This window comes from Paenibacillus jiangxiensis, assembly GCF_046098255.1.
GTDB lineage: Bacteria > Bacillota > Bacilli > Paenibacillales > Paenibacillaceae > Paenibacillus > Paenibacillus jiagnxiensis.
Map to the genome: position 1 here is coordinate 125,911 of NZ_JBJURI010000005.1, position 23,042 is coordinate 148,952.

The 23,042-nt window shown below is 51.6% G+C and carries 18 protein-coding genes, 1 pseudogene and 1 CRISPR repeat array; of the genes and pseudogenes, 16 read left to right on the forward strand and 3 right to left on the reverse strand.

Annotation, left to right across the window (positions count from 1 at the left end):
- Positions 1-113 precede the first annotated feature (113 nt).
- Positions 114-690: a CRISPR direct-repeat array (repeat unit 33 nt; unit sequence GTCACGCTCCACATGGAGCGTGTGGATTGAAAT).
- Positions 691-702: 12 nt separating this feature from the next.
- A pseudogene (locus ACI1P2_RS07110) lies at positions 703-922 on the forward strand (AIM24 family protein); the annotation flags it as partial.
- A 534-nt stretch (positions 923-1,456) separates the two neighbouring features.
- Positions 1,457-3,700, forward strand: coding sequence for a helix-turn-helix transcriptional regulator (locus ACI1P2_RS07115; RefSeq protein ID WP_355318202.1), 2,244 nt, complete (start codon positions 1,457-1,459; stop codon positions 3,698-3,700).
- Positions 3,701-3,784: 84 nt separating this feature from the next.
- On the opposite strand, the gene ACI1P2_RS07120 is transcribed toward ACI1P2_RS07115, so the two are convergent.
- The gene (locus ACI1P2_RS07120) at positions 3,785-4,669 is read right to left on the reverse strand and encodes a carbohydrate ABC transporter permease (protein ID WP_355318204.1); all 885 of its coding nucleotides are present in this window, start codon (positions 4,667-4,669) and stop codon (positions 3,785-3,787) included.
- Positions 4,670-4,981: 312 nt separating this feature from the next.
- On the opposite strand from ACI1P2_RS07120, the gene ACI1P2_RS07125 reads away from it, so the two are divergent.
- The 10 genes from ACI1P2_RS07125 (at position 4,982) to ACI1P2_RS07170 (ending at position 16,120) form a co-directional block, all read left to right on the forward strand.
- Positions 4,982-5,902: an ABC transporter permease gene (locus ACI1P2_RS07125; RefSeq protein ID WP_408976163.1), complete on the forward strand. Its 921-nt coding sequence runs from the start codon at positions 4,982-4,984 to the stop codon at positions 5,900-5,902.
- A gap of 21 nt (positions 5,903-5,923) precedes the next feature.
- Positions 5,924-6,568: a YesL family protein gene (locus ACI1P2_RS07130; RefSeq protein ID WP_355318207.1), complete on the forward strand. Its 645-nt coding sequence runs from the start codon at positions 5,924-5,926 to the stop codon at positions 6,566-6,568.
- A 15-nt stretch (positions 6,569-6,583) separates the two neighbouring features.
- The gene (locus ACI1P2_RS07135) at positions 6,584-8,095 is read left to right on the forward strand and encodes an extracellular solute-binding protein (protein WP_355318209.1); all 1,512 of its coding nucleotides are present in this window, start codon (positions 6,584-6,586) and stop codon (positions 8,093-8,095) included.
- A 66-nt stretch (positions 8,096-8,161) separates the two neighbouring features.
- Entirely contained in the window at positions 8,162-9,646 is a 1,485-nt protein-coding gene (locus ACI1P2_RS07140) for an extracellular solute-binding protein (RefSeq protein ID WP_408976164.1), read from the forward strand.
- 46 nt (positions 9,647-9,692) lie between these two features.
- On the forward strand, positions 9,693-10,847 hold the full coding sequence (locus ACI1P2_RS07145; RefSeq protein ID WP_355318212.1) for a glycoside hydrolase family 88/105 protein: 1,155 nt from the start codon (positions 9,693-9,695) through the stop codon (positions 10,845-10,847).
- Positions 10,834-12,186: a glycoside hydrolase family 28 protein gene (locus tag ACI1P2_RS07150; RefSeq protein WP_355318214.1), complete on the forward strand. Its 1,353-nt coding sequence runs from the start codon at positions 10,834-10,836 to the stop codon at positions 12,184-12,186. The genes ACI1P2_RS07145 and ACI1P2_RS07150 overlap by 14 nt, the downstream gene beginning before the upstream one ends.
- Before the next feature lie 15 nt (positions 12,187-12,201).
- Positions 12,202-13,092 carry a dienelactone hydrolase family protein gene (locus ACI1P2_RS07155; protein WP_355318216.1) on the forward strand — a complete coding sequence of 297 codons (891 nt, stop codon included), beginning with the start codon at positions 12,202-12,204 and terminating at the stop codon, positions 13,090-13,092.
- 33 nt (positions 13,093-13,125) lie between these two features.
- Positions 13,126-14,097, forward strand: a complete 972-nt coding sequence (locus ACI1P2_RS07160; RefSeq protein WP_355318218.1) for a pectinesterase family protein — start codon at positions 13,126-13,128, stop codon at positions 14,095-14,097.
- Positions 14,094-14,540 (forward strand): hypothetical protein, encoded by a 447-nt coding sequence (locus tag ACI1P2_RS07165; RefSeq protein ID WP_355318219.1) that lies wholly within the window; start codon positions 14,094-14,096, stop codon positions 14,538-14,540. Before ACI1P2_RS07160 ends, ACI1P2_RS07165 begins: the two co-directional genes overlap by 4 nt.
- Complete coding sequence (locus ACI1P2_RS07170; protein WP_355318221.1) at positions 14,537-16,120, forward strand: glycoside hydrolase family 43 protein; 1,584 nt, start codon at positions 14,537-14,539, stop codon at positions 16,118-16,120. The genes ACI1P2_RS07165 and ACI1P2_RS07170 overlap by 4 nt, the downstream gene beginning before the upstream one ends.
- Before the next feature lie 105 nt (positions 16,121-16,225).
- Here the strand turns inward: ACI1P2_RS07170 and ACI1P2_RS07175 are convergent, their stop codons facing one another.
- Positions 16,226-16,798, reverse strand: coding sequence for a TetR/AcrR family transcriptional regulator (locus ACI1P2_RS07175; RefSeq protein ID WP_355318223.1), 573 nt, complete (start codon positions 16,796-16,798; stop codon positions 16,226-16,228).
- Positions 16,799-16,990: 192 nt separating this feature from the next.
- Between ACI1P2_RS07175 and ACI1P2_RS07180 the strand changes: the two genes are divergently transcribed.
- The 4 genes from ACI1P2_RS07180 (at position 16,991) to ACI1P2_RS07195 (ending at position 21,735) form a co-directional block, all read left to right on the forward strand.
- Complete coding sequence (locus tag ACI1P2_RS07180) at positions 16,991-17,857, forward strand: alpha/beta fold hydrolase (protein ID WP_355318225.1); 867 nt, start codon at positions 16,991-16,993, stop codon at positions 17,855-17,857.
- Between the two features lie 281 nt (positions 17,858-18,138).
- The gene (locus ACI1P2_RS07185) at positions 18,139-18,885 is read left to right on the forward strand and encodes a DeoR/GlpR family DNA-binding transcription regulator (protein ID WP_355318227.1); all 747 of its coding nucleotides are present in this window, start codon (positions 18,139-18,141) and stop codon (positions 18,883-18,885) included.
- A 2-nt stretch (positions 18,886-18,887) separates the two neighbouring features.
- Positions 18,888-19,799, forward strand: a complete 912-nt coding sequence (gene pfkB, locus ACI1P2_RS07190) for a 1-phosphofructokinase (protein WP_355318228.1) — start codon at positions 18,888-18,890, stop codon at positions 19,797-19,799.
- 19 nt (positions 19,800-19,818) lie between these two features.
- Positions 19,819-21,735, forward strand: a complete 1,917-nt coding sequence (locus ACI1P2_RS07195) for a PTS fructose transporter subunit IIABC (RefSeq protein ID WP_355318229.1) — start codon at positions 19,819-19,821, stop codon at positions 21,733-21,735.
- Positions 21,736-21,823: 88 nt separating this feature from the next.
- Here the strand turns inward: ACI1P2_RS07195 and ACI1P2_RS07200 are convergent, their stop codons facing one another.
- Positions 21,824-23,020, reverse strand: coding sequence for an oxalate decarboxylase family bicupin (locus ACI1P2_RS07200; RefSeq protein ID WP_355318231.1), 1,197 nt, complete (start codon positions 23,018-23,020; stop codon positions 21,824-21,826).
- Positions 23,021-23,042: the final 22 nt, after the last annotated feature.

Consider the following 23,042-nt stretch of genomic DNA (forward strand, 5'->3'; position numbering starts at 1 on the left):
TCTTAAGCTGGGCGTTGAAAAGTCAACTGTGAATTAACACTTTTATAGCATTGTTTTACAAGGATTTGTAGGAGATTCATGCCCTAAGTAGATGAATCCCCTACATTTTCGCTGTCACGCTCCACATGGAGCGTGTGGATTGAAATACCATGTGACCGGGGAAAGAGCGAGGGCAAACGCCGTCACGCTCCACATGGAGCGTGTGGATTGAAATATGTGCCACGGGTATGGGATGCAGATAAAAATCTAGTCACGCTCCACATGGAGCGTGTGGATTGAAATTTTCCTTGTACGGAACATTATTATGCTATGGAGGTAGTCACACTCCACATGGAGCGTGTGGATTGAAATGCCTCTGTGCGATTTATCGGGTATACAGGACGGGCGTCACGCTCCACATGGAGCGTGTGGATTGAAATGCCAAACTCGGCGAGGCCCCGTTCGAGATGGAATCGGTCACGCTCCACATGGAGCGTGTGGATTGAAATCAGTGCCGTGGGTATATCGGTGAGATAACGTTGCTGTCACGCTCCACATGGAGCGTGTGGATTGAAATCCGGCGCCTATTGGAGCATATTTGCGTTGAATGTCGTCACGCTCCACATGGAGCGTGTGGATTGAAATGGCAAAAACTCCGACATCCAGGCGGAAATGTACGTCACGCTCCACATGGAGCGTGTGGATTGAAATCTCTGTGCGGCCAAAGGCGTATCGGTGGATATTGAGTTCCAGCGGAAGCCGGGAGCCAGGTTCTTCGGCGGCGAAGGTCTGTTCTTCGCCACGCTGCGAGGACCGGGTTAGGTGTGGGTGCAGTCCCTGCCGTTGAGCAGAATGGCGGACCGCATTCTCTCCGCCGCAGGAAGCGGTGATCCGTAAGGAAGAGGGAAGTATTTTCGGGGGCTTGGGCAATCTGCTGGACGGGGCAGAAAAAGATGGTATGTATGAGTACGAAGAATACAAGGTCGATAACAGTGAGGAATCTGCTCTTGCTCTCCAGCTTAGATCAAATCAAATTTAGAAGTTGCAGGAGATGTGCGATGTTATCTGGTTTAAAATTAAATTTTTAGGTCAACTAGAAACTTCTGGTTGGCCTATTTGGCGTGCTTAAGCTGGCAGGGGCAATAAAGATCACGCAAGCGAGGCTATGGGTTTAAGTAGGGGGATGCACGCAGCAGCGGAGAGGACGAAGCAATTCCGGAAAAGCGCAGCGTTCGCCTTTGGCACCAAATTTCTTCCTCTTAAAGAATAGTTCATTGAAATTTGGGGTCAACAGCGATTGTAGGAATGCTTCGTTCTCGGAGCGCCTCACAACATACGAAAGGAGGAGGCCTCATTGCCCTCTTAAATAGTGTGAAAAATTCATGATCTGACGCCAAGTTCTTGAAGTTTATCATAGATTCCTCACATTGGAAACGCTATAATTACATATAATTACACCGACCAATGGAGGATCGCAATGAAAAAAGGGGTCATGTTTTACAAAATTTTTATTCCGATTCTGGTTTTGGGCATTGGACTCGTCGCCAGCTTTGAAATATATATTTACTACCATACCATGAATTCCGTTGTTGACCGTTTGGCGGACAGCAAAGAGAGCTACATCAGACAAATCAAAAATAATCTGGAGCAAAAAATTCAGACGATTGAATACGCTTTCAGTACATACAGCACAACCCAATCCTTCAACGAGGTGGTCGAAAACCCCATTACCGAGAAGGATTTTGTCGCCTACCGGAACATCAACACACAGCTCAACTACATCGCTTCGATGGGCATGGAAGGAACGACTTATACGCTGATCAGCCTGAAGCAGAAATGGCAGTTATCGGACGGCAGCCTCTCACATCTGACACAAGCGGATCTGGACCGTTTATACGATACTTATATCAACAATCAGGCCCAAGGCTTGTTCTGGCTCAAGACGGATACGGGAATTCGTTTTGTCAATACGTTGCCCGCGTTCTCCACGAAGAAGCAGGCGATCGCCTTATCGGACATTTCTTTCGATACGCTGGACCGCATGATCAAGACAGGGGATCATCCGGCTGTCTTTATTGTCAACAGACAGGGCGATCTGATGTATGAAACCGATCCGGGAGCAAACTCGTTAACGGCCGATCAGCTGCGTACGATCTCCAGCACAGCCGCCGCGCAGAAGGACGCGGGGATGCTTTCTTTGGACCGTTCCAAGGAGGCACCGTTAAAGGCGCTTTATGCCAAATCAGCTTACAACAATTGGACATATATCACCCTGCTGGACCAGAAGGAAGTGAACGACGCCTTAAAAATAACCCGTTTCGGCCTCATCACGATGGGCCTGCTGCTGATGCTGTTTATTGGGGTGGTTGCTTATGCGATTTCCGTTTATTTCACGAAGCCGATTTTGCGGATCAAGCGCAGCCTGCCGGAGGATACGCAGTTTACGTCCAACAATGAAATCGACTGGATCATTAACTCCATCGATTCGATCATTACGGAGAAGAAAAGCCTTGAAACGCTGGTTCAGTCGGAGCTGCCTCAGCTGGAAACACAGCTGATCCTCAACCTGTTCCGCAACCGTGTCACGAGGGAGGAGCTGGAGCACAAATTGCCGCGGTTTGGTTATGATGTGCTGGGCAACCGGGTGTATGTGACGATGCTGGTCCAGCTCGACAACCTTGGCAAACGGGAGGCGTCCGACAAGGATGTACTGCTGCTGGCGGTGAACAAGGTGGCGGAGGAGGTCATTCCGGCGGAACGGAGGCTGCTTCCGATCATCCTGAATGATGACACCCAGGCGACCATCGTTGCCTTCAGCGAAAGAAACGAACTGGAGATCCGAAGACAGGTGCTGGAATATGCGACAACGATGATTCGCACGGTGAAAGAGTATTTGCAATGTTCCATCAGCATCGGGATCAGCAAATCGTACGGCAACCTGCTGCAGAGCAAGGAGGCCTGTGAAATGAGCAAGCAGGCTCTTCACCACCGCCTGAACCTGGGCAAAGAGTCGATTATCTTTTACGAAGACATCACCAAGGTTGTCTCCGGTCCAGTGCTGCTGCATTATCCTGTCCAGCTGGAAACGCAGCTGTTTGACGCCATACGGCTCGGAGATGAGGAGCAGGTGTCCCGCGCGCTGTATCCGCTGCTGGCCGAGCTGATGAAGCATAACAAAAATGCCGTCCATTTGGAAGTCACGCTCGTACGGCTCGTGAACAACCTTATCCAGCTGGAGCAGGTGCTGGGCATTGATGTTCTGATGACCCAGAACAATCACGCCTTGTACCAGCGGGTGCTCAGCATCCGCAATCCCGAAGAGGTGGAGAGACTGCTTGTAGAGCAGGTGATTTTCCCGATGGTGCGCAGCATGAAAGAGAAGACCAACCAGCAGTTCCGTTCCCTTTCGGAGAAGATTGCCGCGATCGTGCGCGCCGAATACGACCATGAGCTGTCGCTCGAAATGATCGGCGACCGGCTGCATTACAATCCGAACTACCTGAGCAGCATTTTCAAAAAAGAATTCGGCACGACCTTCAGCGACTATCTGATGAATTACCGGCTGGATATGGCGAAGAAGTGGCTGATCGATACAGACATGACGATCAAGGAAATCGCGGAGCGCCTCCAGTATCAGAATCCGCAGAACTTTATCCGCTCCTTCCGCAAGAAGGAGCATGTCACGCCCGGAGCATACCGGAAAATGAAGCAGGCCAACTGAGAACAACCAGGAACACAAAGAAGAAGCCTTTCGCTTCTGCAGATCCGTGCGGAAGAAAAGACTTCTTTTTCTTTTAGCAGCTTATCAACCTTTAACAGCGCCCAGCAAAGCGCCCTTCGTAAAGTGCTTCTGTACAAAAGGATATGCGATCAGCATCGGAACGGTAGCGATCACGATCACCGCCATTTTGATCGTTTGCGCCGGCGGGATGACATCCACGGAGCCGCTTTCGGCCTGCATGCCGCTGGAGACGATGACGATTTGGCGCAGCAGGATCTGGATCGGCCATTTGTTGGAATCGTTCAAATAAAGAATGGCATTCATATAGGTGTTCCAATAGGTAACGGCATAGAACAAGGAAATCGTTGCAATGGACGGCAGCGCCAAAGGCAGCATGATCTTCAGGAATACGCCAAAGTCTGTTGCCCCGTCCATCTTGGCCGATTCCTCCAGACTATCGGGCAGTGCCTGAAAGAAATTCCGCATAATGATCATGTTAAAGGCGTTGATGGCGACCGGAAGAATCAGCGACCAGTAGGAATCGATCAGGCCAAGGCTTTTCACCACCAGAAAGGTTGGGATCATGCCACCGCTGAACAGCATCGAGAAGACGACAAGAAAGTTGATGACATTTCTGCCGAGCAGATATTTTCGCGACAATCCGTAGGCCATAAATGCAGTCAGCACCATACTTACGAGCGTTCCCACCAATGTCACGCCGACGGATACGCCCAGGCTTTTGAAAATGGTCGGTGTGGAAAGGATGTACTTGTAAGCATCCAAGGAGAACGTGGTAGGGAACAGAATGAACTTCTTGGCCACCACCTCCTGGGTTGAAGCGAAGGAGCTGGCTATAACATTTACAAAAGGCAGGAGACAGGTAAGGGCGATGAGAATGAGCAGTGTACTGTTTACCGCCGTGAAAATGCGGCCGCCCACAGTGTTTTTCTTTCTGAGTCGTTGTGCCATGCGTTATCCTCCCTGTATTCGTTTACATGTAGACTTTATCAGGAGCCTCCGGTTACGTACATAATCAGCTTGTGAGGTGTTGCTGCACGGGCAGCAGGTGGCTTTCAGCAGCGGATAATCATGAGCTGATAAAGTAATCACCAGCTAAGGTAAGAAACGCGGAAAGCCGCGGTATTACGGCCTTTTGCAAACGCTATCAAGTAATGATTATGTACGGAATGCGGGAAAACACATACGCTGGAAGACGTAAACGGAGCGTCTAAAGGAGGTTGCCAAGTGAAGGCTTCAACAGCTGCAGCAGTGGATGTGAACATGGAAAAAAAGAAACCGGCCAGTCATCTCGTAAGTATCCGAAGAAACAAACTCCTGTATCTGATGGTTTTGCCTGGAGTACTGTATTTTATCATCTTCAAGTATTTTCCCATGGGCGGGCTGATCATCGCGTTTCAGGATTATCAGCCGTTTCTCGGTATTCTGGGTAGCCCATGGGTCGGGTTAAAGCATTTTATCCGGTTATTTACGGAGCCGACCTTTTTTATGTTATTGAGCAATACGCTGATTTTGTTCGCGCTGAATATTGTCATTTTCTTTCCGCTGCCGATCATTCTGTCCCTGATGCTGAATGAGGTGAAGAACCGGTATTTCAAAACGGCCGTGCAAACGGTCATTTATATTCCGCATTTTATGTCCTGGGTCATCATCGTTTCCATTTCCTACGTGTTTATGACTGTAGACGGGGGTGTGCTCAATGAGCTCATTGCCACGCTGGGAGGCGACAAAATCAGCTTCCTTACCTCGCCGGAATGGCTGCGTCCGGTCTACATCGGGCAGATCATCTGGAAGGAGCTCGGCTGGTCCACCATCATCTATCTAGCGGCCATCACCGTTGTGGATACACAGCTGTATGAGGCGGCTGAGATGGACGGAGCGGGACGGTTCCGGAAAACCTGGCACGTAACGCTGCCGGCGATCCGGCCGGTCATCATTACGCTGCTGATCCTGAAGATCGGCAGCACGCTGGACCTCGGCTTTGAGCATATGTATCTGCTGTTGAACTCGCTGAACCGCGAGGTTGCCGAAATTTTTGATACGTATATCTATACGGCGGGCCTTAAGAACGGCCAGTTGAGCTTCAGTACGACAGTAGGTTTGTTCAAGGGTGTCGTAGGTCTGGTCCTCGTGGTCTTGTCCAACAAGCTCGCGAAGAAATTCGGGGAAGATGGCGTCTATTAATCAGGATGGGAAGGATGCGCGATGATACAGTTTGTGGAAACGCTGAACCAATGGTGCATGCGTCTGCTGCGGCTGGTGTATTTGAATCTGCTGTGGACACTGGCTGTCATCCTGGGATTGGGCGTATTCGGCCTCGGTCCCGCGACCGCCGCCATGCTGAGCATCCAGCGGCAGTGGATTCGCGGCAATGAGGATGCGGCCATATTCCCCGCTTTTGTCAGGTACTTCCGGGAGAATTTCAAGGAGGGGGTGCTGCTCGGGGTCATCTACGGTCTCGCCGGATATGTGCTGTATGTTGATCTCCTGTATGTCTCCTCCTGGTACGTGCGTGTAGTTGTGCTGCTCGGCGTATTTCTGTACATGATTTCGCTGGCGTATATATTTCCGCTGCTCGTCCATTACGATTGGAAGGGCATCGGGTTCAAAATCCGCATGTCGTTTGTAATCGGCTTCTCCCACTTGCAGTACACGCTTGTGCTGTTTGTGGCGATTGCCGTGTCTGGTGGACTCATTTTGCGGTTTTATCCAGGAATTCTTACCTTTGCCGGAGCCAGCCTCATGGGCTATCTCGTCATGTGGATGACCCATCAGGTATTCGCCCGGATGGAACGGGCGGCTGCGGCGGAGGAGGAAGATATAGCAGTATCCGTTTCACCAAAAATATAAAAAGGGGCAGTGAAGATGAAGGGAAAAGGTAAAAAAACGGCGGTTTTGTTCCTCAGCTGCGCATTGCTGCTGACAGCCTGCGGCGGCGGTAAAAGTACGGGGGAAAATGCCGGGACTTATGATGAAAACGCAAAAGCAACCGTCACCTGGCTCAATATTTTGCACACGGCTTCTCCTCCAACGGATACCGTACTAAACAAGATTGAAGAGAAAACAAACACGGACATTCAGTTTTCCTGGATTCCGGACGCATCCAAGGAGGAGCGGATCAATACGGCCCTGGCTTCCAATTCCCTGGCGGACATTGTTACCTTGACGATCCTTGATAACTCCTCCGTCCGGAACGCGCTGAAATCCGGCATGTTCTGGGAGGTAGGTCCATACCTTGATGAATTCCCGAATCTGGCGAAGATACCTGACGATACCCGCAAATCGGCATCCATTGGCGGCAAGCTGTACGGGGTGCCTTTCCAGAAGGATCTTGCCCGCAACGGGATTACCATCCGCAAGGACTGGCTGGATAAGCTCGGCCTGGAGCTCCCGAAAACGACCGATGACCTGATGGCTGTGGCGAAGGCTTTTACTGAACAGGACCCTGACGGCAACGGTGTAGCGGATACGACCGGTTTTGTGGACCGGAATGATCTGATCTACGGCGCTTTCAAGACGCTGGGCTCGTATTTCGGTGTACCGAACAACTGGAAGGTGAGCGAGGACGGAAAAATGACACCGGAGTTTGAGACCCAGGAATATATCGCTACGATGGATTTTATGAAGAAGTTATTTGATAACGGTTACATTAACAAGGATTTTGCCGTCACGGCCAAAACGGACCAGCAGCAGAAATTTGCCCAGGGGAAAGCGGGGATTTATGTCGGTGCTTTATTTGACAGCAAAAACCTGCTGAATATGGCAAAGGGCATACAGGACAACATGGAGCTTGAAATTGTCAACAACATCACTACCACCGGCAACGAAAGCGACCGCGCGATCTGGGCGGCCAACAACGGTATCGGAGGGCTCATTGCGTTCCCGAGATCAGAAGTGAAGGATGAAGCTGAATTGAAGCGTATCCTCAAATTCATCAATGACCTGATGGACGAGGATGTCTACGCGCTGATGACTTATGGCATCGAAGGGACGCATTATACGGTGGATGCAGATAATGCGACGACGATTACAGATACGGATTTGTGGCAGCAGGAGGTGCAGCCGTTTTCTTCCACCCGTCCCAAAGAGTTTGGCTATGACATCCATGATGCGGACCCGTTAAAGCAGAAATCCGACAAGCTGATCAAGGAAAATGCGCAACATGCCGTATTGAATCCGGCTTATTCGCTGGACTCGGAAACATTCACAACACAGGGCTCCGAGCTGCAGAAAATCATTACAGATGCCACTTACAAGTATATTTTGGGCGAATCGAGCCTGGAAGATTTCAAGGCATCGGTGGAGAACTGGAGGAATTCCGGCGGTAACCGGATGATTGAAGAATATGAAGCTGCTTATAAGGAAGTGAACCCGTAAAACTATTTAAGTACAGGAGCAGAACCCATGAGAAAAAAGAGCTTTAAGCGAACGTTAGCTATCAGCATGTCCGTTCTTCTGACCGGTGCTCTGGTTTTAAGCGGCTGCGGAGGAGGGGCAAGCGATAAGGGGGCGGATGCCAATCAGACCTATGATCCGAATTCGACCCTGTCCTTGACGTGGCTGAACATTCTGCACACGGCTTCTCCGCCGACGGATGTCATTCAGAAGAAGATTGAGGAATATACCAATACGAAGATCACCTTTAACTGGGTGCCCGACGCCTCTAAGGAGGAGCGCATCACCACGGCGCTTGCTTCGGGACAGCTGGCGGATATCGTTACTTTGACACTGCTGGATAACTCATCTGTGCGCAGTTCCCTGAAATCCGGATTGTTCTGGGATGTCAGTCCTTACCTGGACGATTACGAGCACCTGAAGGAAATCCCGCAGGAAGTAAGGAAAGCCGCCTCCATTGAAGGCGGGCTGTACGGCGTGCCGTTCCAGAAAGATTTGGCCCGGGGCGGACTGGTCATCCGCAAGGACTGGCTTGACCGCCTGGGGCTGAAAGTGCCGACGACCCTGGATGAGCTGTATGAAGTGGCCAGGGCTTTTACGGAGGACGATCCGGACGGCAACGGAAAAGATGATACGGTTGGCTTCGGGGACCGTTCCGATCTGAGATACAGCAGCTTTAAAACGATCAGCTCCTATTTTGGCTCCCCCAACGGCTGGAAGGTTGACGAACAGGGCAAGTTTACGCCTGAATTCGATACACCGGAGTATATGGGAGCTCTGAATTATTCGCGGAAGCTGTTTGAGAACGGGTATTTGATCCAGGACTTTGCAGTGACGGCCAAATCGGATCAGCAGCAGCAGTTTGCCCAGGGCAAGACGGGCATATATACCGGCATGATTGATATCGCGAACCTGAAGAATCTGGCGAAGGGGATTCAGGACGGGATGGAGGTCGTGCCTGTCAACAAAATTTCAAAAGGCGACGGCCAATATCATATCTGGTCCGAGGGAAACGGTGTCGGCGGGCTGCTGGCGTTTCCGAAGTCAGAGGTGAAATCCGAAGCGGAGTTGAAGCGGTTGCTGCAGTTCGTGGACGATTTGATCGATGAAGAAGTGTACATGTATATGACCGGCGGCATTGAAGGGGTCCACTATGAATTTGATGAAAATGAGGCGTTTAAAAGGCTGGATCAGGATAAGTGGCAGGCGGATGTACAGCCATTTTCCAGCTCCAGGCCGAGCGAGGTCACCTATTCCTTGAAGGATGCCGACCCCGACAAGGAATTGGCCAATCAGCTGGTAAAAGAGAACGCGGAATTTGCCGTGCTTGACCCAAGCGTTCCGCTGGACTCCGCAACCGCCAATGAAAAGGGAACAGAGCTTGAGAAAATTATAACAGATGCCACCATCATGTATATCATGGGTCAAATTGATGAAAACGGATTCAAACAGGCGGTGCAGGACTGGAAGAATGCCGGGGGAAGCCAAATCATCAGCGAATATGAGGCGGCATACAAAAGCTCAAATCCCTGAGTAGCGAAGAATGCAATGACAAGATCAAACCGGGGAGGGGAAGACATTGAATACACAGTGGGCCGTACGAACGGCCGATTCCATTATGCAGCGCACGCCAAGGCTGTATGAGGCGAGAGGTTATGACTGCAAGTGGTCCTATGACTACGGGGTCGTGCTAAAGGGTTTTGAGGGGCTGTGGAAGCGAACGGGGGACCGGAAGTATTTCCGGTTTATCCAGGATAATATGGACTACTTCATCCAGGAGGACGGGAGCATCCGTGGTTATCGTCTGGAAGAGTACAATATCGATCATATCAACAATGGCAAGCTGTTATTTCTCCTGTACCGCGAGACTGGGCAGGAGAAGTACAAAAAGGCAGCCGGCCTGTTAAGGGAACAGCTTAAGTCACATCCGCGCACCTCGGAAGGGGCATTCTGGCATAAAAAGATTTACCCATACCAAATCTGGCTGGACGGCTTGTATATGGGATCACCGTTTTATCTGGAGTATCTGTTGACATTTGAAAATGGTGAAGAGCTCGACGATGTCACGAAGCAGTTCATCCTGTGCGAGCGGCACACAAAGGATGAGGCCACGGGCCTGTTGTATCACGCCTGGGATGAAAAGCGTGTGCAGCCATGGTGCAATCCGGACACGGGACATTCCCCTAACTTCTGGGGACGTTCCCTGGGCTGGTATGTGATGGCACTGACGGATATGCTGGAGCTGCTGCCTGATAGCCATGCGGATTATGACACGCTGTGCCGCATATTACGGGATACGCTGGCAGCTTTGCAAAAATATCAGGATAAGGCTACAGGTGTCTGGTATCAAGTGGTCGATCAAGCGGAACGCAAGGGCAATTATCTGGAGGCCTCCGCATCCAGCATGATCACGTACGCCATGGCCAAAGGCATTCGGTTGGGCGTGCTGGATCAAAGCTGGCTGGACCCGCTGGACCGCGCATTCCAGGGTGTCGTCACCGAATTTGTGACGGAAACGAAGGAAGGGCTCGTCAATCTGAATAAGAACTGCCAGGTCGCAGGCTTGGGCGGTGCCGACAAGAGAGACGGAACGTTCGCTTATTATATCAGCGAGCCGATTATAACCAATGACCAGAAAGGGCTTGGGGCCTTCCTGAAGGCATGCTGCGAATACGAGCAGTTGAAGGACCCGGACGGACAGCAGATAGGAGAGAGCTCCAATGCAGGTGTATAACATAACAGATTACGGAGCGTCCCGGGATACCGGGGCGCTGGCCACCGCGGCCATTGCGGACGCGATTGAAGCGGCAAGCCGGGCAGGGGGAGGCACGGTGTATGTGCCTGCGGGAACTTACCGGACCGGCGCCATTTTTCTGAAGAGCAATATTGAGCTGCACTTGAGCCCCGGCGCAGTGCTGTCCTTCAGCACAGAACCCGAAGATTATCCGGCGGTGGAATCCAGGTGGGAGGGAGTAAACCGGCAGGTTCATGCCTCCTGCATCTATGGGGAGAACCTGGAGAACATCTCGCTCACCGGATCAGGCACGCTGGAGGGAAACGGCCAGCCCTGGTGGGAGAAGCAGCGGAACACGCCGGAGGATTTGCAGTTTCCACGTCCCAAGCTGATCAGCTTTGACGGCTGCCGGCGGGTTACGATCAAGGACCTGAACCTGCGCAACTCGCCGTCATGGACGGTGAATCCCATCCGCTGCAGCGATGTTACCATTGACAATCTGTTCATCTATAACCCTGCGGATTCTCCGAATACGGATGGTATCAATCCCGAATCCTGCCGCAATGTGCACATTAGCAACTGCAGCATTGATGTGGGGGATGACTGCATTGCGATCAAGTCAGGGACGGAGGACAGCGAGCAGCGCATAACGTGTGAAAACATTACGATTACGAACTGCACGATGGTACATGGACACGGCGGGGTGGTGCTGGGCAGTGAAATGAGCGGCGGCATCCGCAATGTCACGATCAGTAATTGCGTTTTCCAGCAGACAGATCGCGGCATCCGGCTCAAGTCCAGACGAGGACGCGGAGGTACGATTGAGGATATACGCGTGACCAACATCGTCATGGATCAGGTCATCTGTCCTTTTATTCTGAACCTGTATTATTTCTGCGGCCCGCGTGGCAAGGACAAATATGTGTGGGACAAAAATCCGTATCCGGTCACAGAGGAAACGCCATGCTTCAGACGTATTCATTTTGACCATATCACCGCGCGCAACGTTCATGCTTCGGCTGGCTTCCTGTACGGGCTGGCGGAGCGCTATATTTCTGAAATTACGTTCACCAATATCGATATCTCCATGGCAGAGCCTGCCATTCCCGGCCTGCCGGCGATGATGTCTGGCCTGGAAGAGATGAAGAAGCGCGGTTTTTATTTGGGCAATGTACGGGACATTCTGTTCCAGCAGGTGACGATTGAGAACCATGAAGGGCCTGCCTTTTACATTGAAAATGGGGAAGATGTTGAGGTCATCAACTGCCGCACGAAAAATACCGCCAAACCGGAAAAGCTGGTGGAGCAGGTAACCGTGACACCTGCATCAACTTTGTGAACGGGGAGGATGGATATGGAGAAGGACTTGCTGCTGAGCTTATTGGGCGACCTCCCCCCGGAAACGCCGATATCGGCGGAAGTGATGAGGGAGGAGGAGCAGAACGGATACAGACTGGAATCCGTTTTGCTCGATCTTAACGGGCTTGAGCTGGTGCCCGCCTCTATTGCTTTTCCCTTAACAGGTGAGGGGCCTTATCCGCTGGTCGTGTTCAACCATTCCCATGGCGGAAATTATACCAACGGGCGTAATGAACTGATCCACAGCAGCACATATCTGCAGCAGCCGTCATTCGCCTCGGTGCTGACCGGGATGGGTTATGCGGTGTGCTGCATCGACATGTGGGGCTTCAATGAACGGGGCGGCAAAGCCGAAAGTGAGCTGGTGAAGGAAATGCTGTGGCACGGCCGGGTCATGTGGGGCATGATGCTTTACGATAACCGCCGGTTGCTTGATTATATGTGTACGCGTCAAGAAATCGATGCTGAACGGATCGCAACCATCGGCATGTCGATGGGCGGTTTGATGGCATGGTGGCTGGGGGCGCTCGATGAACGGATTGGGGTCGTTATCGACATTTGTGGACAGGTGGATGCCCACACCCTGATAGCCAAAAGAGGCTTGGACCATCATGGTTTCTACTCGTATGTTCCCGGACTGCTGAAGCATTTCACCACACTGGATATTCAGAAAAGGATTGTCCCCCGTCCGCGCATGAGCTTGACGGGCAGGAATGACAGGCTGTGTCCCATCGAAGGGGTCGAACACCTGGCTGAAGGGCTGGCGGCAGCATACCGTGAAGCAGGCAGGCCGGAGCATTGGCAGCCTGTGATCACTTCCGGGGGGCATATGGAGACGTTGGAAATGAGGACGGCTTGGCAGCGTTTTTTGGCCAGCCATCTATAATTGGGATCATTGCTAAGGGGGAACGCGTGCACGATGCTGGTAGGAAAAGAACCCTTTTGTGATTTCGACACCATACGGGCTGCTATTGATGCTTTGGAGCAGAGAGATCCGCAGCAGCCGGAGACTCTGTATATTTTGCCAGGGGTTTATAAGGAGACGGTCCGTATTTACCGTTCATGGCTGCGTATTGTGGGGATCGGGCAGGTGGAAATCAGCATGAACCGGTATGCCAAAGAGCTTGACGAACATGACGAGGAAATCGGAACGTTCGCAACTCCCACCCTGTTTTTGGGAGGACGACGACTTGTGCTGGAGAATTTGACTGTCTCCAATACAGCCGGGCAGGGGGAGGAGATTGGGCAAGCGGTGGCCGTGTATGCGCATTGTGATGAAACGGTGTTCAGGAACTGCACCTTCAAGGGGCATCAGGACACCCTGTTCACCGGTCCGCTGCCGCCAAAACCGCGGGAGCGGGCGAGCTTTGGCGGCATTCCGCTGCGCGAGCACCACGAACAGTACCGGCAGTTGTACCAGCACTGTTATATCGAGGGAACGGTTGACTTTGTTTTTGGCGGGGCCACCGCTTTTTTCGAGGCCTGCAAAATCCGCAGCCTGCGGCATGTGGAGAGCCAGCCGGGATACATCGCCGCCGCGTCTACGCCGCAAGGGCAGCAGTACGGTTATGTGTTCAAAAACTGCTTCTTGACCGCCGAGCCGGGAGTTTCATCCGTGTTTCTCGGGCGTCCGTGGCGGGAGTATGCCAAAACTGTATATGCCGGCTGCCGGATGGGCGGGCATATTGATCCCGCAGGCTGGGATAACTGGAGCAACCCTGCAAACGAAGAAACAGTCGATTACCGTGAATACAGCGCCCGGGATGCGGTCGCGATGCGGACGATTCGCGTGCCTTGGGCAGGCTGTCTGGCTGCTGGGGCGGAGGCATGGACCAAGGGGAAGGTCTTTGCCGGAACGGACTTCTGGCAGGATGGAGGAAATAGCCCGTGACGCTGCGAAAATGGGAGGTAGGCATATGCTGGTTCGCTTCCGTAATGACAGCGGTGTTCGCCGGCGGATTTTCCATGGTAATTTTGCAGATGCCCATCGGCACCTTTGAAACGACGCTTTTCCCAATGCTGCGGGAGAGTAACGGCGGTCTGATGCTGCAGGAAAGCTATGAGGGAATGCGCACGCTGGGGGCCTGGTTCGGCATCACGGTCATGGCCGTGATGATATTGGCGATTCTGGCCGGACTATGCGGAGCCAGAAACAACCGCCTTATGGCAGCTGCTGTCTTTTACGTACTCGCAGGATTATGCCTGCTTCTCGGCACCCAATACCTTGGCTTCCCGCTTTCGTTTTGTTATTTTGTAGCCGCTGCTTTATGTATGATACGGAATAGACGGCTGATTGCGGCGGATGATGAAAAGGAGAACCCTGAAACCTTATGAACAAGCTGATTGAGAACCCGATTTTGCGGGGCTTTAATCCTGACCCGTGTATCGTGCGGGCTGGGGAGATGTACTATATCGTCGTTTCGTCCTTTGAATGGCTGCCCGGTGTGCGTGTGTATCAATCGCGGGATCTGGCTTGCTGGGAGCATTGTACCGATATTTTGACCAACCAGGTCGATCTGCGGGGCAATCCGAAGAACTGCAGCATCTGGGCGCCCCAGCTCAGCTATCATGGTGGGCTATTCTACCTCGTATACACGGACGTGAAGAGCACCCGGCGTCCTTTCAAGGATGCCCATAACTTCCTGATTACCGCCCCTTCGATTGAAGGGCCGTGGTCGGAGCCTGTTTACCTGAACAGCAGCGGTTTTGATCCTTCGTTGTTCCATGACGAGGACGGCCGCAAATGGCTGCTAAATGCTTTATGGGATTACCGGATCAAGGAAAGCAATAAATCGAGCGGCATTGTTATGCAGGAATATGACAGCGTGCAGCAGCGATTAATCGGCGAGCCGATCAAAATTTTTGACGGGACATGGTTAAAGAAAACGGAAGCGCCCCACATTTACAAGCAGAACGGTTACTACTACCTGATTACAGCGGAGGGCGGAACAGGCTCCGGTCATGCGGTCACCGTGGCAAGATCGCAGGAGCTGTCCGGCCCCTACGAAGTGGATCCCCACAATCCGATGCTAACTTCGCGGGACAATCCTGAGCTGGAGCTGCAGTGTGCGGGGCATGGAAGTCTTGTGCAGACACCGGCCGGGGAATGGTATATGGCGCATCTGTGCACGCGTCCTATTGAAGGAAAGTATGCGATTATTGGGCGGGAGACCGCGCTGCAGCAGGTCTATTGGGACCGTGATGGCTGGCTGCGCCTGACGGCAGGCGGAAATACGCCGCAGCTGCACGTCCCGCAGCCTGAAGGTGGAAGCCTGAGCGGAGAGACGCAGGCGCAGAGTCGGGATTTCGCGGATGAATTTGATTGTACGCAACTAAAAAAAGGCTGGAATACATTGCGCATATTAGTGGATGAAAGCTGGTGCTCGCTGGCCGCTCGCCCAGGTTATCTCAGAGTGACCGCCGGTGAGTCGGTGCAAAGCCTTTTCCGGCATCACTTGCTTGCCATCCGCCAGACGGACAAACGGTTTCGGGCGGAAACGGTGCAGGAGTATGATCCCTGGAGCTATTTGCAAATGGCCGGGCTGCTGCTCTATTTGAATGATGAGAATTATCTGTATGCCTGTGTCAGCCGGGACGAAACGCTGGGAAAGGTGCTCCGGATGATGAAATGCGAAGGGGATCAATTTACGCTGCTGCCGGAAGCCGTGGCCATTGATGAGCAAGTGCCGGTTCATTTGGCAGTGGAGGCGAATGAGACGGATGCACAGTTTTACTTCCGAACCGGAGTGGGGGATGCCGATGAGTGGAAGCCGCTTCTTGAGCAGCAGCGGATCAGCTTCCTGTCCGGGGGCTTTACAGGCAATTTTATTGGCATTGGCGCTCACGATATGCAGCAGTTTGCGGGCAGCCATGCTGATTTTTCCAGCTTCCGTTATTATGGAAAGGATGAATAGACACCAACCTTTTTATTCAACAGCTGGCAGGAAAAGAGCGCCCGGGCAACCGGGCAAAGACGGTACTCTGTACCGTCTAATTTTTTTGTGCTGACTTATACAATTTCAGTCCGATTTGATGAAGTGATCGATAATAATTCTGGCAGTTTCCTGTGCATGTAGAGCGGGCTCAGGATCGGTTTGTAACATCGCCGTTGTAATAGCTCCTTCAACTAGCAAAAATAAACCATTAGCTAAAGCTTCCGGATCTGATACATTACATTGGTCTATAAGAGAAGCAATATAATTACGCATAAATAACTTGTAATGCTGGGCCGCCTCATAGTAAGGATGGGAATGATCGGTAAACTCCGATGCCGTCTTAATGAATGCACATCCATTGAACTCCGGTTCCTCGAACCACTCGCCTAATACGTCGAAAACCGCTAATAATTTATCCTTTGGGTTTTTTCCTTGTTTATTAACAGAATCCTCGAACCATTTTCTCCATTCGTCATCCTGTCTCATTAGATAAGCAAGTACAAGATCATCCTTGGATTGAAAATGGTTGTAAAGTGTCATCTTGGCAACATTTGATTTCGAAACGACCTGGTCAACGCCAGTTGCTCGAATTCCTTGTTTATTAAACAAGTCGGAAGCGACTTTAAGAATATGTTCTTTTTTACTTTTATTAGCCACATGATCCCCTCCTTTTCGAAAGAAGCTAAAAGCTATACAGACCTGTCTAGTTATTATAAAGCGCTATAAAACGATAAGCAAATCAAAAAAAATTTTAAAAAAGAGTTGAAACTATACAGACCTGTATGTATAATTCGAATCGTCGGAGCAGTTAACCTACTGAATCGCAAATAAGATGAAGAGGTGAGTGTCATGAGCATTAAACACAGTTTTGCCCAAGTTAACGGTTTGAATATTTTTTATCGGGAAGCAGGAAGCAGGGAGAATCCAACAATTCTCTTATTGCATGGATTTCCGTCGTCTTCACACATGTACAGAAATCTTATTGTTCAACTTGAAGATCGTTATCATATCATCGCGCCGGACTATCCGGGCTTTGGTAACAGCGATCAGCCCTTAATTTCGGAGTTTACTTATACGTTTGACAGCCTCGCAAGTCTGATAAACGATTTTGTGGAACAATTGAACCTGAATAAATACAGTATTTATGTTCATGACTATGGTGCTCCGGTCGGTTTCCGTTTGTCCAGTATGCATCCGGAACGAGTTCAAACGATCATTTCGCAAAATGGAAATGCTTATGAAGAAGGGCTTGAGCCGGCCTGGGACCCGATCCGTGCCTTATGGAAAGATCCTGCCGACAGCGCAAACCGTGAGAACGTACTTCAGCTGCTTACCCTGGAGTTCACAAAATATCAGTACGTAAATGGAACACGTAACCCTGAGAACATCAGCCCTGATACCTGGAATATGGATCAGATCGCCCTTGACCGACCAGGGAATAACGACATCCAGTTGGCACTTTATTATGATTATCAGAACAATTTGAAGCAATATCCGATCTGGCATGATTACTTTAAGACATATCAGCCACCGATGCTGGTTGCATGGGGGAAAAATGACATCTTCTTTGGGCCGGCGGGAGCACTTGCTTACCAGAAGCATTTAGATGATGTAGAGATCCATTTGTTAAATACAGGTCACTTTCCACTTGAAGAAGAACTGGAGCTCAGTGCAAGCTTGATTCGAAATTTTCTGGCTAAACGGTTAACTCATTAAAAAAAAAATTATACAGACCTGTCTGCTTATTGTTTTCGATGCTTATACAAGGTGCTCCATTTTCATATGGGGCACTTTTTTTACATGCAATAAAGAATGAGGTATATAGAAAATCATTCTTTTGAATCCTAACCTTGTAAGATAAGCCACAATCATGGTTGATCCAGTTCACCAATTTGTAAAATAACCCGTTCGATCTGAATATTTCTGAAGTTTTTTGGAGGAAAGTGATTGTTTTTTGCCGAAAATATGATACGATATGTTCAGTTGGAGGAGTGACCATGCTGACAGAGGAAAGATATAAGTTAATTTTAGAGCGCTTACAAGTTAACGGTGTTGTAAAATTGCAGCAGCTGGTTGAGGAGCTTGGCGCTTCGGAATCGACGATCCGCCGTGATCTGATCGATCTTGAAAGCCGTCAGCTGCTCAAGCGTGTGCATGGAGGAGCGGCCCTGCTTAACCAGAAAAGTCAGGAGCCGGGGATGGATGAGAAAACGTTCAAAAACGTTCAACAAAAAACCGTCATCGGTCGTCTGGCAGCCCGGGAAATACGGGATGGGGAATGCATTTATCTGGATGCGGGTACAACTACATTAGCGATGATTCCTCATATCGAGGCCAAGGACGTAACCGTGGTGACGAATGGATTGTCCCATGTCGAAGCACTGGTGAGCAAACAGATTCGCAGCTATTTGCTGGGCGGAATGATGAAGCTGCATACCAAAGCCGTTATCGGCAGCATTGCTCTCCAGAATCTGGACAATTTCCGGTTTGATAAATGCTTCATCGGCACGAATGGGGTGGATGCCGAAATGGGCTACACCACGCCCGATCCGGAAGAGGCGTTAATCAAACGACGTGCGCACGATCTGTCGAGCAAGACTTACGTTCTGGCGGATTCCAGCAAGATCGGCGAGGTGACTTTTGCCAAACTTTTTGAGCTGAGGGCAGGTGTGCTGATAACGGAATTCGTGCCGGAGCGCTGGCGCCGGGCGATTGCCCAGAAAACTAAAATAATAGAGGGATAACCATGATATATACTGTGACGCTTAACCCTTCCATCGATTACATCGTAGAAGTTGAAGACGTAAAGCTGGGCGGCTTGAACCGGATGAAAAGGGATTTGAAGCTGCCCGGAGGCAAAGGCATTAACGTATCGCGTGTGCTGAAGCAGCTTGGCGCGGAGAATACGGCGATTGGCTTTCTCGGCGGTTTTACCGGACGTTTTATCGACGATAAGCTGCGTGAGGATTCCATTCGAACTGATTTCGTGACGGTCCAGGGCGACACCCGTATCAACATCAAGCTTAAACACGGGGACGAGACAGAGATTAACGGACTTGGGCCGGATATCAGCCGGGAGGAAGCCGATGCACTGCTGCGCAAGCTTTCTGAGCTGCACGAGGATGACATCGTCATCCTGTCCGGAAGCATACCGCCTTCGCTGGGCGGAGATTTTTACGAGCGGCTGATCGGCGCATGCCGGCCGGCGGGTGCCGAATTCGTGATTGATACGACAGGCGAAGCGTTGATGAAAGCGCTCGTTCACAAGCCGCTGCTCGTCAAGCCGAATCACCATGAACTGGCGGAGCTGTTCGGCGTCGAGCTTCACACACGTGAGGAGATCGCCGCCTACGGCCGCAAGCTGCTGGAGGCAGGCGCCAAGAATGTGCTGATCTCCATGGCTGGCGAAGGGGCGCTGCTTATTACAGCGGATAAGGTATATCACGCAACCGCTCCTAAGGGGACGGTGAAGAACTCTGTCGGAGCAGGCGATTCCATGATCGCGGGTTTCGTCGGGACCTATGTGCTGAACAGCGATCCGCTGGAGGCTTTCCGCACAGGAGTCGCTTCCGGCAGTGCGACGGCTTTTTCCGACGATCTGGCCGTCCGTTCGCTGATCGAGCAGCTGCAGCCGCAGGTCAAGATTTCAGAATGTTAAGAAATTGGGGGAGCCAAAAATGAGAATTACAGATCTGATGATTAAAGAAACAATGATCATGGATATGCAGGCGACGACCAAGGAGGCCGCCATCGACGAATTGATCGCGAGCCTGGCCGCCAGCGGCCGGATCAACGATCCGGTCCTGTTCAAAGAAATGATCCTGAAGCGTGAAGGGGAATCGAGCACAGGAATCGGCAACGGAATTGCCATGCCGCATGCCAAAACCAAAGCGGTTAATGAACCGACCGTAGTATTCGCGAAGAGCAGCAAAGGTGTGGAATATGAATCCCTGGACGGTGAGCCTGCGAAAATCTTCTTCATGATTGCTGCTCCTGAAGGAGCAGGCAATACACATCTTCGAACCTTGGCGGCTCTATCCAGGCTGTTAATTGATAACGATTTCATTGACAAGCTGATGAATACACGAACTCCGGATGAAGTAGCGGCTCTGTTCGATGCCCGGCAATCGGAAGAGGCGGAGAAAGAAAACGGAGAAAAGAAAGCTTCTTCTCAGCCGACACCTGCGGAAGTGACAAAAGCAGCTTCGGAATCCGAGGACTTCGTCGTTGCGGTAACCGCTTGTCCGACAGGCATCGCCCATACGTTTATGGCAGAGGACGCGCTATTGAAGAAGGCCGCAGAGATGGGCGTGCAAATCCGGGTTGAGACCAACGGCTCGGAAGGGGCGCAAAACGTGCTGACTCCGGAGGAAATCCGGCGTGCGAAAGGTGTTATTGTCGCGGCGGATAAGAAGGTGGATATGGATCGCTTCAACGGTAAGCCTGTGCTGCAAAGACCGGTCAGTGACGGTATCCGCAAGCCGCAGGAGCTGATTTCGAAAGCGTTAAAAGGAGAAGCACCGATCTACCGCAGCGAGGGCGGAAGCACAGTTGGCGACAAGAACGAGGAAAAAGGCAGCGTGGGCAGCAAAATATATAAAGACCTGATGAACGGGATTTCCCACATGCTGCCTTTCGTTGTTGGCGGGGGGATTCTGCTGGCCCTCTCCTTCCTGTTTGAACAGATCGGGGGCGCGGACAATCCACTGTTCAAGCTGCTGATGGCGCTTGGGGGCGGAGATGGGGCCTTCCACTTCCTGATTCCGGTTCTTGCCGGTTTTATCGCAGTCAGCATTGGAGACCGTCCGGCACTGATGCCAGGTATGGTGGGCGGACTCATGGCCGTGAATTCCAACGCCGGATTCCTTGGCGGTCTGGCAGCAGGTTTCCTGGCCGGTTATGTAGTCATCGGGCTGCGTAAAGCTTTTGCCGGTCTGCCGAAGACGCTGGAGGGCTTGAAGCCGATCCTTCTGTATCCTGTATTTGGCCTGCTGATTGCCGGCACGATCATGTATTACATTTTCGACCCGATTTTCGGTACGATCAACGCTTGGATGGTAGGAGCACTGAACAACCTGGGCACAGGCAACGCGGTTCTGCTCGGTCTTGTCCTGGGTGGCATGATGGCGATCGATATGGGCGGCCCCTTCAACAAAGCGGCATATACGTTTGCCATCGGTGTTTTTACGTCCAGCGGCAATACGAACGGAGAGATGATGGCGGCTGTTATGGCAGGGGGCATGGTGCCGCCGCTGGCAATCGCCTTGGCTACAACGTTCTTCAAGAACAAATTTACACAGCAGGAGCAAAAATCCGGTCTGACCAACTATGTGCTTGGCCTGTCCTTTATTACAGAGGGTGCGATCCCGTTTGCGGCGGCTGATCCGCTGCGTGTGCTCACCTCCTGTATCCTGGGTTCGGCGATTGCAGGCGGCCTGACACAGCTCTGGGCCATTAACATCCCGGCTCCGCACGGCGGCATCTTCGTAGCAGCCCTTGCCAACCACGCCCTGCTCTTCCTGCTGGCCGTTGCGATTGGCGCAGTGGTCTCAGCGTTCGTGCTGGGACTGTGGAAAAAGAGAATTGAAGCTTAATAAGACGCTATGAAAATAAAAGCTTCCCCTTCACGCTAATGTGGAGGGGAAGCTTGCTTTTTGCCCTAAAATACCCGGGGGATATGACCTAAGATTTCTTTCCGTCATGATCCGAAGCATATTTTACAACAGGCCATTTTACCTTGCGCAGGGCATTCAGCAGTTCTTCCTCCGCATTCAGATTGGACTTGACCAGTTCACGCGGGGTAAGGGCCATCCATTGGTTCAGCGATATATCCTCGAACCGGTCGCTTTTGAACATTTCCAGGAACCACAACGTTTCAGTCCCGGTATTTTGAATATAGTGGCCAAAGGCAAAGGGAACATAACCGACATCCCCGGCTCTGTAATCGAAGGTGCGGGCCGTTCCGTTAGGTGCGAAAACCGTCATCCTTCCTTCACCGGTCAGGTAGTACTGCCACTCGTCCTGATTGGGATGCCAGTGAAGCTCTCTCATGGCGCCTGGCTTGATTTCAACCAGGGCGGCCGCAACGGTTTTGGACACAGGAAAATTTCTGGAGTCAGCAATGCGCACACTTCCCCCGGGAGTTCGCAGCGGAGATTGTGCCAGTAGATGATGGGTGAAGCTTCGCGGAACCGCACCGTACGGGGATTGAATTTGCTCGGTTTCGATCGGACCGGGCACTTCATCCTGATAAATATATACCTGGTGCGAAGGCCGGGTATCAAACACTTGGGGAGGAACGCCAAAATTGGCGGACAGCACGTCACTCGGCGTATGCGCAAACCAGTCGGAGATCGATAACGTATGCAAATCGGAGAAATTCCCGTCATCGAACACAAGCAGAAACTCGCATCCTGATTCAAGACCCTGAATGGAGTGCGGCAGACCTGGCGGGAAATACCAGAGATCGCCTGCATTAACGTCGGCTATAAAATTTCTGCCGTTCTGATCGACCGATGTGATTCGTGCGCTCCCCAGAATCATATAGGCCCACTCCGCCTGCTGGTGCCAGTGCAGCTCGCGCACCCCTCCCGGTGTCAGGTACATGTTTACACCTGCCAGCGTTGTGGCGACAGGCAGCTCGCGCACCGTGATTTCTCTGGACCACCCTCCATGGTTGAGCTTCATACTTGTATCTGAGAATGAAAATTTTAGATTTGGCAGCAGGCCACTGTCGGTGGAGGGAGGGACAAGCATATCGGGATTTTGTCTGTCCCGCAGAATATCCCGCGGGCCATAATCAGGACCGCCTGCCCCATCATCCCGAATCGGCTGCGGCACATTATAATGCTTTCCATCGCGCTCATGCTCGTTTCCCATGTATTTCAAGCTCCTTTCGTAT